Raw genomic sequence first — 11,905 nt, forward strand, 5'->3', positions numbered from 1 at the left:
TGAATGCCTGTAGTAGCTTGCCAACAGGGAGCATTCGCTCGTTCAGCAGGAGTTCAGACGTGAAGGTTCTCGTTCTCGGTGGCGATGGCTTCTGCGGCTGGCCGTGCGCGGTGAATCTGGCCGATGGCGGCCACGAGGTGGTGATCGTCGACAATCTCAGCCGTCGCAAGATCGACATCGATCTCGGCGTTGAGTCGCTCACCCCGATCGCCAACCTGCAGGACCGCCTGCGGGCCTGGGAGGAAACCGGCGGCCAGCCCATTCGCTTTGTGCCGCTCGACATCGCCCAGAACTACGAGGGCCTGCTGGAGTTGCTGCGCCAGGAGCGGCCCGAAGCGGTGGTGCATTTCGCCGAGCAGCGCGCCGCGCCTTACTCGATGAAATCCAGCGCCACCAAGCGCTATACCGTCGACAACAACGTCAACGGCACCCACAACCTGCTCTGCGCCATCGTCGAGAGCGGCCTGGATGTGCACATTGTCCACCTCGGCACGATGGGGGTGTACGGCTACGGCTCCCACCGCGGCGCCACGATTCCCGAGGGCTACCTCACCGTTGAGGTTCCCCAGCCCGATGGCACCCGGTTCCGCGAGAAGATTCTCCACCCCACCGATCCGGGCAGCGTCTATCACATGACCAAGACGCTCGACCAATTGCTGTTCTTCTATTACAACAAGAACGACAACATCCGTGTCACCGATCTCCATCAGGGGATCGTCTGGGGCACCAATACCGATCTCACTGACCGCGATCCCCGGCTGGTCAACCGCTTCGATTACGACGGCGACTACGGCACGGTGCTCAACCGTTTCCTGATGCAGGCCGCGATCGGCTATCCGCTCACCGTCCACGGCACCGGTGGTCAGACCCGCGCCTTCATTCACATCCGCGATTCAGTCAAGTGTGTGGAGCTGGCCGTCGCCAACCCGCCCAAATCTGGCGAAAAGGTCCGGATCTACAACCAGATGACCGAAAGCCACAAGGTCAAGGATCTGGCCGAGAAGGTGGCCGCCGTCACCGGCGCCAAGGTGAGCCATCTGCCCAACCCACGCAAGGAAGCGATCGAGAACGATCTGATCGTCGATAACCGCTGCCTGATTGAGCTGGGCCTCAAACCCACCACCCTGGAAGATGGTCTGCTGGCCGAAGTGGTCGATGTGGCCCGCCGCTGGGCTGACCGCTGCGATCGCTCCCGAATCCCCTGCGTTTCCGCCTGGACCTCCTCCCAGGCGCTGGCCGTCGAGGCCAAGGTCTGAACCCGCCAAGACCTCACCTGGACATGCGGCCCCCCTTGAAGATCGTCTTTTTCACCGAAACCTTCCTGCCCAAGGTCGACGGGATCGTCACCAGGCTCACCAAGACGGTCGAGCATCTGGTGGCGGCGGGCGAGGACGTGCTGGTGTTCTGCCCTGAAGGGGGTCCAGACACCTACATGGGCGCCCGGGTGATCGGCGTTCCGGCCATGCCCCTGCCGCTCTACCCCGAGCTCAAACTGGCGCTGCCACGGCCGGCGGTTGCCGAAGCCCTGGAGGCGTTCGCGCCGGATCTGGTCCATGTCGTCAATCCAGCCGTCCTCGGGCTGGGCGGCATCTGGCTGGCCAAGTCGCGCCAGATCCCTCTGGTGGCCAGCTATCACACCCATCTGCCCAAGTACCTCGAGCACTACGGCGTCGGCCTGCTGGAGCCCTTGCTCTGGGAACTGCTCAAAGCCGCCCACAACCAGGCCGAGCTCAACCTCTGCACCTCCACGGCGATGGTTGAGGAGCTCAGCCAGCGGGGCATCCAGCACACCGCCCTCTGGCAGCGGGGCGTTGACACCGAACTGTTCCGGCCGGAGCTGCGCAATCCCGGCATGCGCCGCACCCTAATGGGGCAGCACGCCGACAGTGACAGCCTGCTGCTCTATGTCGGCCGACTCTCGGCCGAAAAACAGATCGAGCGGATTCGGCCCGTGCTCGATGCCATGCCCCAGGCCCGTCTGGCGCTAGTCGGTGACGGCCCCCATCGCCAACAGCTCGAAAAGGTGTTTGCCGGCAGCGCCACCACGTTCCTCGGCTACATGGCCGGTGAAGAGCTGGCCAGCGCCTATGCCAGTGCCGATGCTTTCCTGTTCCCCTCCAGCACCGAAACCCTGGGGCTGGTGCTGCTGGAGGCCATGGCGGCGGGTTGCCCGGTGGTGGGCGCCAACCGCGGCGGCATCCCGGACATCGTTACCGATGGGGTCAACGGTTGTCTCTATGACCCCGATGAGCCCAGCAGCCTGGCGTCGGCAACAGCCCGCCTGCTGGCCAGCCCGCAGCGTCGCGAGGAATTGCGGCTGGCCGCCCGCTCAGAAGCGGAGCGCTGGGGCTGGGCGGCCGCCACCGACCAGCTGCGCGGCTTCTACCGGCAGGTTTCCAGGCCGAAGCTGCAGTTGGTGGGCTGATCGGCGGCTGGCCCGATCAGTTGCTGGCAGGCGTTAGTGGGCGGATTTCGTTGCTGGGCGGTGTGGACTTGAACCAGGTGGTCATCAGGGCCTTGACCATCGGCGCCGCCACGGTGCCCCCGTAGCCCCCACTGTTTTCCCCGAAGGCAATGATCACCAGTTCGGGCTTGTCGGCCGGCGCATAGCCGCCGAACCAGGAGTGGTCCTGCCGGGGTGGGTCTTCGGCGGTGCCGGTTTTGCCTGCCACCGGCGGCAGGCCGGGGATGTTCAGCAGGGTGGCGGTGCCGCTGGTGACCACCTGACGCAGGCTTTGTCGCAGCACCTTCAAGGTGGAGGGCTTGAGCCCCAGGTTCTCGCGAGAGCTTGGACCCTCCACCAGATGGGGCGTGACCAGCCAGCCGCCGTTGGCGATCGCGGCGTAGAGACGGGCCATCTGCAACGGTGTCACCGAGACCGCGCCCTGGCCGATCGAGGAGGTGATCGTGTCAACGGAGGTCCACCTCTCCTTGAGCGTCTCCAGCTTCCAGGCGGGATCCCCCAGCAGGCCAGCGCTCTCCTCCTCATCGAGCTCGATCCCGGTGGGGCTGCCGAAGCCCAGCCGCCGGGCGGCCTTGAACAGGTCTTCGGCCCCCAGTTGCAGGCTGAGCCGGTAAAAGAAGCTGTTGCTGCTCACGGCCATGGCAAAGGCGAAGCCGATGCTGCCGTAACTACCGTGATCGGCATAGCACTGGCCGTCAAAGCAGAAAGACTTGGAGGTGAGAATCTTGGAGTCGGGGTGGAAGCGACCCGATTCCAGCGCGGCCAGGGCCGTGATCACCTTGAAGGTGCTGGCGGGCGGAAAGGCCCGCAGCACCCGGTTCAGCATGGGCGCTTCGGGTCTGTTGAGTTCGTTCCACTCGGCGGTGGTCGGACCCTTCGAGAACATGTTGGGATCAAAGTTCGGGCGACTGGCCATCGCCAGGATGGCTCCGGTCTGGGGATCCATCGCCACGATCGCCCCCTTTTTCACCCCATCGAGGGCCTTCTCCGCAGCCCGTTGCAGTTCCAGATCCAGGGTGAGATTGAGATCCTTCCCGGATCGGGCCTGCTTGTCGCCCAGCACCCGCTGCACCTCCCCTGCCGCATTCACCTCCAGCTGCTGACCGCCCCACTCACCACGCAGGTGGGACTCGAACACCCGCTCCAGGCCGCTGCGGCCGATGCGGTCCTGAACCCGGTAGCCCTCGCGGGCCAGGCGGCCGTATTCCTCCTCGTTGATGCTGCTGGTGTAGCCGAGCAGATGGGACGCCAGCGTTCCATTCGGGTAGGAACGCAGGTAGTCGACGTCGATGTTGATGCCGTCGAAGGCGGTTCCCTGCTCCTTGAAACGCAGCACCTGGACGCTGCTGAGTGGTCCGGCCAGCGGAATTCGATAGCCGTCGCCGCTACCGGCGTTGCGCCGCTTCTGCTCCAGCTCGCCGACGGACACATCCAGCACGGCGGCGAGCCGATCGCGCAGCGATAGCCAGCGTTCCTCGGTGACCACCCGGGGTAGGAGGTAGAGGTTGTAGCTGAGGAGGTTGGTGGCCAGCACCTCGCCGTTGCGATCCAGCAGGCGGCCCCGCATCGGGTGGCGGGGCAGCAGCCGGATCCGGTTCTGATCGGCCATCTCCCGGTTCTCCTGGCCGTGGACCAGCTGGAGCCAGGCCAAGCGGCCGCCGATCGCTGTGGCGACCAGAAGAACCAGGCCCAGCAGCCAGGCCGGTTGGTGGCGCATCCCCGCCTGGCGTGACCCGCCAGCCAGCAAGCCGATGGCCATGGCCTTCAGGCCTCAAGCCGTTGATCCAGCAAGGCCAGCCGTGCGGTGATCCCGGCCAGCGCCCCGTGCAGGGCTTCACGATCGGCGTTGAGGTCGCCCTCGCCCGGGCCGGCTGGGCTGGTGGTCACCGCTTCACTGACTGGGATGTCACGCACCTCCACCTTCATCACCGGATTTCCCAATCCCGGCTGGATCTGATCGAGGCTCTCGCGCACGGCCTGTGCGGCGGGATCTCCCTCCTGTTTGAGCCGGGCGAGGGGATCGGTCGAACCGGTGAAGGCATCCACCACCTGGCGGGGGCCGCCACGGCGGGCCCGCTCGACGACAGCCATTCCCACCGGCAGCAGATCCTGCATCAAGGAGAGCCTCAGGGCATCGAGGGGATCAGTGGCCATGGCACGGGCAGCAGCGCGGCGCAGCAGGAAGAATGTCCTGTTGCAGATGTCCCAGTTTGCCGCCCTTCGGACCTGGGCTGCTCAGAGATTGCGTTCAATTCCTGGCTGGACCAGTCCGGGCCGGCAGAATTGCCTCGATCCCAGCCAGGATCCGGCCAGTGCCGAGAGCACCAGCAGGGTGGTGAGGGGCAGCAGGGCCTGGCGGGTTGTGTCCAGACCCAGCCATTCGCCCCAGCCACGCAACCAGCGCTCCCGATCAAAGCGACGCCGCTCCCTGCGTTCACCCTTGAGCCGTCGCCCCAAGGCCTTCTCCACCCAACGCTCGAAGGAGCGCTTCTTGGTGACCGCCATCTTGCGCTCCACCTCGAGCAGATGGCCGGCACTCAGATCGGGGTTGAAGGTGCTGATCAGCTCGAGGGTCTTGAGAAACATCTCAACGGCCCCGTCCTTGAGTTGCCGTTCCTGATCGGACAACTCATCCCAGAGCAGTTCGGGGTAGAAACGGCTGCGGTTGGCCTGGATCTGCTCCTCCGGGAGCTGACCTGGCTCGCGCAGCCAGCGGTCGGTATTGGCGTCGAAGCGCCTCCAATAGAGAAAGGGATTCAGGAAGATCGTCTTGGCGCCGAGCTGGATGCTGTCCTGCTGCAGGCGGCGCTGCAGCTGGGGATCCGGCTGGGTGGCGACGGTCACGGGAATCACGCTGGTGCCCGATGGTATCGAAGCTGCCGGGGGCTTACCAGTGGAGAACGCGCGCTCTGGCGGCAGGTTTCCTCATTCCCACTCGATCGTGCCGGGCGGTTTGCTGGTGATGTCGAGCACCACGCGGTTCACGCCCTTGACTTCGTTGACAATCCGGTTCGAGATCCGCTCCAGCAGGTCGTAGGGCAGCCTGGACCAGTCGGCAGTCATGCCGTCTTCGCTGGACACGCAACGCAGCACGATCGGATAGGCATAGGTGCGCTTGTCGCCCATCACCCCAACGCTGCGCACCGGCAGCAGCACGGCGAACGCCTGCCAGATCTCGTGATATAACCCCGCCTCCTGCACTTCCTCACGCACGATCAGATCGGCGTCCCGCAGGAGGTTGAGTTTCTCAGCGCTCACCTCACCGAGGATGCGGATCGCCAGGCCGGGGCCAGGGAAGGGATGTCGGCGGACGATCTCCTCGGGCAGGCCCAGGCTGCGGCCCACCTTGCGCACCTCATCTTTGAACAGGCGGCGCAGCGGCTCCACCAGCTTGAACTGCAGATCCTTGGGCAGGCCGCCCACGTTGTGGTGGCTCTTGATCTTCACCGCCACCCGTTCACCGGTGTTGGGGTCCACGCCCGTTCCAGCCGATTCGATCACATCGGGGTAAAGCGTGCCCTGGGCGAGGAAATCGAAGGGACCGAGGCGCTTGCTTTCCTCCTCGAACACCCGGATGAATTCAGCGCCGATGATCTTGCGCTTGTCTTCGGGATCGCTGATGCCGTCGAGCTTGTCGAGGAAGCGATCGCGGGCGTTGATGTATTCGACGCGAATGTGGAATTGATGGTCGAAGAACTCAGTGAGGAATTCAGGTTCCCCCTTGCGCATGAACCCCTGGTCGATGAACATGCAGGTGAGCTTGTCGCCGATGGCCTTGTGCAGCAGGAACGCCAGAGTGGATGAATCCACCCCTCCAGACAGGGCCAGCAGCACGCGCTTATCACCAACCCGTTCGCGAACATCGGCGAGGGCTTCATCGATGAAGGCTTCTGTGGTCCAATCAGGCTGGCAGCCACAGATCTCGTACACGAAGTTGCGGATCAGCGTCATGCCTCCGCTGGAGTGAATCACCTCCGGATGAAACTGAACGCCGTAAAGATGGCGCCGGTGATCAGCGATCACCGCCTCTGGCGTGTTGGCGGTGTGGGCCAGTCGCACGAAACCCGCGGGCATGGTGGTGACCGAATCGCCATGGCTCATCCACATCGTGGAGCCATCGACCACGTTGCTGAGCAGACTGTTCGGATCGTCCACGAGCAGAGGCGCCTTGCCGTATTCGCCCCGTCCGGCTGCTTCCACAGCCCCACCGAAGTGCTGCACCATCAACTGCATGCCGTAGCAGACACCGAGGATCGGAATGCCGAGATCCCAGAGGCCGGGATCGCAGAGCGGTGCCCCCTCGGCATAGACGGAGTTGGGCCCACCGCTGAGGATGATTCCCTTCGGGGCAATTTGGCGTAATTCTTCAACGCTGGTGCTGTAGCCCATCACCAGCGAGTACACCTCCGTTTCCCGCACCCGGCGGGCAATCAGCTCGGAATACTGCGAGCCGAAGTCGAGGATGACGATGGCTGGATGGCGCTTGGATTCCGGTTGTTCAGAGGATTGTGAAGCGTTCGACATACGACCGTTGCGGCGGCCAGGCCCTTTCAATTCACCCTAGAGGGTGCCCGAAAGCCTGCAGCAACCGCTTTCCCTCAGAGCCGCAGGCGCGCAGCTGGCGCGCCTGATCGAACAGCACCGCTCCGACACGCGTGTCGAAATCGCCGTAGCGGGCCAGGTAGGCCTGGCTGCGCTGCTCGATCGTGTCCGCCAGTCGCTGCTCCAGCCGTGCCGCCAGCTGGGGATCGAGCAATGCAAGTCCAGCGAGGGCTGCCTCCACCGTGGCGGCGCCATGGAGCTGGGCCAGGGGCTCGCCGCTCACCCCCTCCAGGGCCGCCAGGCTGGTGAGGATTTCGGCTCTGCCGTCGGCCAGATGGTGGTGGGTGTGGAAGATACCGCCAGCCAGCTTGATCAACTTGCCGTGGTACCCGAACAGGATCAGCTGCCGCACACCCGCCTCGCCCGCGGCCACGATCACCGGCCCCAGCCAGTTGCCGGCCTTGAGCAACAGCTCCGCCGGCAGGCCCAGCCGCGGCGCCAGATCCAGGCCGTTCTCGCCGATCACCACCACCAGATTTCCGCTGAAACCGGGTGCGGCGGCACGCTGACGCAGCTCGGCCAGGCAAGCCTCCAGCTGGTCGGGGGCGGCACTGCGCTGAACGATGGCCTGGGTGCCAATCAGGGCCAGGCCATCCACCACACCGAAGGCCGCGTTGCTGGTGCGCTCGGCGAGCCGGCGCCCCTGGGGAAAGATGATCCGCAGCCGCAGGCCCTCGCCGTCGGGCCAGAGCGGCCGCAGGTTCACGTCCAGCAGCTGACGGGCGTAGTTGGAGAGGCAAAGCTCGGAACTGCCTCCTTGGCCAGCCCCCCCATCGATACTCCCCGCGTGCACACCGACGCCTTCGCCTGCCTCCAGCCGCAACCACTCGCCTGTGCCCTGCCGGGGGGGCGCTTCGCCGGCAGGCCAGGCGCTCGCCCACACCCAGATGGCCAGATCGCGGGTGAGATCAAGCCCCTCGCCGGGTTGGCAACGGCTGATGCCCAGGGCCGTTCCCCCTCCCAGGCGGGCGGCGGCTTCGACGGGCACAGGCCGCAATCCCGGCGGATCGAGCAATTCCAGCAGTGGAGCTGGATCCAGCGGACCGGCGGCCTGATCCGGGCCAGCCACCAGGGCCTGCACGGCGGCGCGCGCCGCTGCTGCCACCCAGACCGGCAGGGTGAAACCGCTGGGGGAGGTCATCGCGGCGGCGCTGATCGGAGGGTCGCAAGGCCGTTTTTTAAGCTGGATGATCGCGCCGCCGCGCACCCACCTTCCGCGCCACTGCCATGCAGGACAAGCTGACCCTGATGATCCCCGGTCCTACCCCGGTGCCGGAGAGCGTCCTGCTGGCGATGAGCCGCCATCCGATCGGCCACCGCAGCGCTGAGTTCCAGGCGATTGTCCAGCGCACCACCGCCCAGCTCAAGTGGTTGCATCAGACCGAAGCGGATGTGCTGGCGCTCACCGGCAGCGGCACGGCGGCGATGGAAGCCGGAATCATCAACGTGCTCAGCACGGGCGACAAGGTGCTCTGCGGGGACAACGGCAAGTTCGGCGAGCGCTGGGTGAAGGTGGCCAGGGCCTACGGGCTCGAGGTGGAGGTGATCGAGGCGGAGTGGGGCCAGCCCCTGGATCCTGAAGCCTTCCGCACCGCCCTTGAAGCTGACACCGACAAGCGGATCCGGGCCGTGATCCTCACCCATTCGGAAACCTCTACCGGCGTGATCAATGATCTCGAAACGATCGCCCGCCACGTTCATGCCCATGGCCAGGCCTTGGTCGTTGCTGACTGTGTCACCAGCCTTGGCGCCTGCAACGTGCCGATGGACGCCTGGGGCCTTGATGTGGTGGGCTCCGGTTCCCAGAAGGGTTACATGATGCCGCCTGGCCTTGGCTTCGTGGCGATGAGCCAGCGGGCCTGGAAAGCCCAGGAACGCTCCAATCTGCCGAAGTTCTATTTCAACCTGGCCACTTATCGCAAAGCCGCGGCCAAAGACAGCAACCCCTTCACCCCTCCGGTGAATCTCTACTTCGCCCTGGAGGCAGCCCTGGAGATGATGCAGGCCGAAGGGCTTGAGGCCATTTTTGCCCGCCATGCCCGCCACCGCCGCGCTGCCCAGGCGGGCATGAAGGGGATCGGTCTGGCGCTCTATGCCGCCGACGGCCACGGCAGCCCCTCGATTACCGCCGTGGCACCGGAGGGGATCGATGCCGAAATCTTGCGCAAAGCCGTGAAGGAGCGGTTCGACATCCTGCTGGCCGGCGGACAGGATCACCTCAAGGGCAAGGTCTTCCGGATCGGCCACCTCGGTTTCGTCTGCGACCGCGATCTGCTCACCGCCGTGGCGGCCATTGAGGCCACCGTGGCGGCGCTGGGACTGGCCAAGGGAGCGGCTGGTGCGGGGGTGGCCGCTGCTGCCGTCGAGCTGGCCAAAGGCTGACACCCAGGGGCGGCGGTAAGTTCAGGCCGAACAAAACGCCCTGTCTGACATGCGCCGCTCCCTCGCGCTGGCTCTGGCTGTTGTCTCTCTCGCTGCGGCGGGCTGCCAGCAGGACACCGAGAAGACCGAAGCAGAGCTTGAGGCCAAGATCTGCAACAACCTGGCGGGCGTCGGCACGGCTCTTGAGGAGGTTGCGGCCCTCGAGCCAAGCTCCACGGTGGGGGAGGCCAAGGTGGCCAACCTGGCTCTCAGCTCTTCCCTGGCCAGCCTGAACCAGTCGGAAGCTTTGCTAGAGAAATATCGCCTGCGCGATTTCCGCGACCAGCTCAAGGCCTTCGACGCCGCAGCCACCCGGGTGACCACCAACAAGACCCTGACCCTCCAGGAAGCCGCCGGCGAGCTCAAGACCGAGGCTGCCCCCGTGATCGCTGCCCGCCGCAGGGTCTCGCAGCAGGTGAATTGTCCAGAGGAATCGGCAGAAGCCTCACCCACCGCCCCGCCAGCGCCGGGCAACGGCACGTGATGGGATGGCCCCGCGAGCAAGAGGTTTGCTACTTTGGGTGAGTGCGGGTGTAATTCAGTGGTAGAATGTCAGCTTCCCAAGCTGAACGTCGCCGGTTCGAATCCGGTCACCCGCTTGCTATTAACAGTTTAAAGCTTTTTCAGACAAAAGGCAAAAGCGCGGCCAAAAATTGAGTCAGTTCATCCAGCGAAACGTCGCGCGCGCAACCTCTTCCTGCTGGCCGCTGGGCTGGATGAAACAAAAATGGGTCTGTAACGCTTAACCCTGAATTGAGAAGCGTCTGGCTGGATCAAGAACGGGGCTTGATCAATTGGAGCACCTGTGGGCCCAAGCCGCTGACGCGCCTCTCGCAATCAAGAATCTTGAGGATTCCACGGCCCGCCTTGCCCAGGTCTCCTTGGGCTGCTGCCTGCTGTGCTTCAGCTTCCAATCCTTCAAGCTCCAGCAGCAGGGCCGCCCGCTGCCCTTTTTGCTGGAGGCTGACGTTGCGCAGGGAATCGTTCAGATGAACAGCGTTCGTTTGCGTCAAAACAGACGTATTCCTCTGCGAAGTCCTCGGTGAATTGTCCTTTAAGATGGAGCGGGGCTTGCTTAAAAGTTGAAAAGGAGCCACAGAAAAATCAACTCTGATTGCCAAACCTCTGCAGATTACATTGCAGCGTTATCAAGTGCCTGGTTCTTCCCCTTCTCCGCCGAGATCAGCAATCATGGAGCGGAGCTGATCAGCCCTCGAAAACTCCCCTTTGGCCATGGCGACAGCAAGGGAGAATTCAAGTTTTTCAAGCTGATGTCCTCCCTCGATGAACACCGAAGCGGGCTGACGGGGTGAGCCTGACTTGTGCTGCTCTGCGCTGAGGGGACGGGGCAGAGGGCAGGCCGGAAACGAAGGCGCCATGGTTGCATTTCTTTTCATTTTGACATCCCAGGCCGTGTGATGCGATACGGGCTCAGTGCTCAAGCGGCGTTGGCGAAGCCTTCCGGTTTTTCGGCGGCCGTGGTCAGCGGCGTCGAGAACGGTTCCGGTCCCTGCACGGAGTTCTCAACGGAGTCCTGCAGGGAGTCCTGAATGGGAGGATCGGAAGCCTCGGATGAGTCATCTAGAAGCAGCCGGCAATCACGGAGCAGCCCCTCCACATTCGTCAGAGCAGCCAGTTCGCCGGGATCGCCCTCCTGGCGATGATCCAAAGCCAGCTCCAGCGTCCCGAGCCGTTGTTCCAACTTCACCAGTCGGTGGGACAGGGCGCTCACCGTCTGGGCGAGGTCTTCGGCCGTGCGCGTGATCCGAAAGGAAACCGATTCAGGTGCCATCAAGGAGCGGCAGTAGAGCCGATGACAGCACAAAAACTCGCCGGACTCAAGTCAGCGTCCAGACTGCGGAAGCTCTGATCGACCACCCGGGCATGGCCCTGACGAGTTCTTTGCTGCCCTACATGCTCTGCGGTCTGGTGGGTGGGCTTTTGGCACTGCGCACGGGGATTCCAGCGGCCCCCCTGGCTGGCGCCCTGCTCGGGGCTGGCCTGGTCAGCATGAGTGGCCGTCTTGAGGCCGCAGAGTGGCCGATGGGAACGCGCACCCTGTTGGAAATCGGCATCGGCACGGTGATCGGTACCGGCCTGACCGGTTCGGCGCTGAGTGAACTTCGTCTGCTCTGGCGGCCGGCCATCTTGATCACCGTGACGCTGGTGGCGGCCGGCCTGGTGGTCGGGCTCTGGTGCAGCCGGCTGCTCGGGGTTGATCCGGTGATCATGTTGCTCGGGGCCGCGCCGGGTGGGATCACCGGCATGAGCCTGGTGGGCGCGGAGTTCGGGGTTGGGGCCGCGGTGGCCACCCTTCATGTTGTGCGGCTGATCACCGTGCTGATCGTGCTGCCGCTGGCCGTGCGCTTGCTCGCTTCGACCACAACGGGTCATCCCTCCGGTTGATCAAGACAGGCC

Annotated in this window: 13 protein-coding genes and 1 tRNA gene; 6 read left to right on the forward strand and 8 right to left on the reverse strand. The window is 64.5% G+C overall.

What is annotated here, in order from left to right; all coding sequences use genetic code 11:
- Window positions 1-59 precede the first annotated feature (59 nt).
- Window positions 60-1,256, forward strand: coding sequence for an NAD-dependent epimerase/dehydratase family protein (locus ACXMDM_RS04300; RefSeq protein WP_071800740.1), 1,197 nt, complete (start codon window positions 60-62; stop codon window positions 1,254-1,256).
- Window positions 1,257-1,291: 35 nt separating this feature from the next.
- On the forward strand, window positions 1,292-2,425 hold the full coding sequence (locus tag ACXMDM_RS04305) for a glycosyltransferase family 4 protein (protein ID WP_071802081.1): 1,134 nt from the start codon (window positions 1,292-1,294) through the stop codon (window positions 2,423-2,425).
- 16 nt (window positions 2,426-2,441) lie between these two features.
- On the opposite strand, the gene mrdA is transcribed toward ACXMDM_RS04305, so the two are convergent.
- From mrdA to cbiD, 5 genes are all read right to left on the reverse strand, one after another.
- Window positions 2,442-4,223, reverse strand: a complete 1,782-nt coding sequence (gene mrdA / locus ACXMDM_RS04310) for a penicillin-binding protein 2 (protein WP_071800741.1) — start codon at window positions 4,221-4,223, stop codon at window positions 2,442-2,444.
- A gap of 5 nt (window positions 4,224-4,228) precedes the next feature.
- Complete coding sequence (locus ACXMDM_RS04315) at window positions 4,229-4,618, reverse strand: hypothetical protein (protein ID WP_071800742.1); 390 nt, start codon at window positions 4,616-4,618, stop codon at window positions 4,229-4,231.
- Window positions 4,619-4,699: 81 nt separating this feature from the next.
- The gene (locus tag ACXMDM_RS04320) at window positions 4,700-5,308 is read right to left on the reverse strand and encodes a DUF8672 family protein (protein ID WP_071800743.1); all 609 of its coding nucleotides are present in this window, start codon (window positions 5,306-5,308) and stop codon (window positions 4,700-4,702) included.
- A gap of 81 nt (window positions 5,309-5,389) precedes the next feature.
- Window positions 5,390-6,988 (reverse strand): glutamine-hydrolyzing GMP synthase, encoded by a 1,599-nt coding sequence (gene guaA / locus ACXMDM_RS04325; protein ID WP_071800744.1) that lies wholly within the window; start codon window positions 6,986-6,988, stop codon window positions 5,390-5,392.
- Window positions 6,989-7,019: 31 nt separating this feature from the next.
- Window positions 7,020-8,222, reverse strand: coding sequence for a cobalt-precorrin-5B (C(1))-methyltransferase CbiD (gene cbiD, locus ACXMDM_RS04330; RefSeq protein ID WP_071802082.1), 1,203 nt, complete (start codon window positions 8,220-8,222; stop codon window positions 7,020-7,022).
- Window positions 8,223-8,293: 71 nt separating this feature from the next.
- On the opposite strand from cbiD, the gene ACXMDM_RS04335 reads away from it, so the two are divergent.
- From ACXMDM_RS04335 to ACXMDM_RS04345, 3 genes are all read left to right on the forward strand, one after another.
- Complete coding sequence (locus ACXMDM_RS04335) at window positions 8,294-9,448, forward strand: pyridoxal-phosphate-dependent aminotransferase family protein (protein ID WP_071800745.1); 1,155 nt, start codon at window positions 8,294-8,296, stop codon at window positions 9,446-9,448.
- Window positions 9,449-9,497: 49 nt separating this feature from the next.
- A complete protein-coding gene (locus ACXMDM_RS04340) occupies window positions 9,498-9,971 on the forward strand; it encodes a hypothetical protein (protein WP_071800746.1) in 474 nt (157 codons plus the stop codon).
- Window positions 9,972-10,014: 43 nt separating this feature from the next.
- A tRNA-Gly gene (locus ACXMDM_RS04345) sits at window positions 10,015-10,086 on the forward strand.
- A gap of 174 nt (window positions 10,087-10,260) precedes the next feature.
- Here the strand turns inward: ACXMDM_RS04345 and ACXMDM_RS04350 are convergent.
- The 3 genes from ACXMDM_RS04350 to ACXMDM_RS04360 are packed head-to-tail and all read right to left on the reverse strand — an operon-like array spanning window position 10,261 to window position 11,279.
- On the reverse strand, window positions 10,261-10,584 hold the full coding sequence (locus tag ACXMDM_RS04350; protein WP_499570160.1) for a hypothetical protein: 324 nt from the start codon (window positions 10,582-10,584) through the stop codon (window positions 10,261-10,263).
- Between the two features lie 51 nt (window positions 10,585-10,635).
- Window positions 10,636-10,929 (reverse strand): DUF8683 family protein, encoded by a 294-nt coding sequence (locus ACXMDM_RS04355; RefSeq protein WP_499570162.1) that lies wholly within the window; start codon window positions 10,927-10,929, stop codon window positions 10,636-10,638.
- Window positions 10,926-11,279, reverse strand: a complete 354-nt coding sequence (locus tag ACXMDM_RS04360) for a helix-turn-helix domain-containing protein (RefSeq protein ID WP_233830561.1) — start codon at window positions 11,277-11,279, stop codon at window positions 10,926-10,928. The genes ACXMDM_RS04355 and ACXMDM_RS04360 overlap by 4 nt, the downstream gene beginning before the upstream one ends.
- A gap of 92 nt (window positions 11,280-11,371) precedes the next feature.
- Here ACXMDM_RS04360 and ACXMDM_RS04365 point away from each other — a divergent pair, with 92 nt between their 5' ends.
- The gene (locus tag ACXMDM_RS04365; protein WP_071800748.1) at window positions 11,372-11,893 is read left to right on the forward strand and encodes an AbrB family transcriptional regulator; all 522 of its coding nucleotides are present in this window, start codon (window positions 11,372-11,374) and stop codon (window positions 11,891-11,893) included.
- The last annotated feature ends 12 nt before the right edge of the window (window positions 11,894-11,905 follow it).

Source organism: Synechococcus sp. CS-603 (assembly GCF_977929215.1).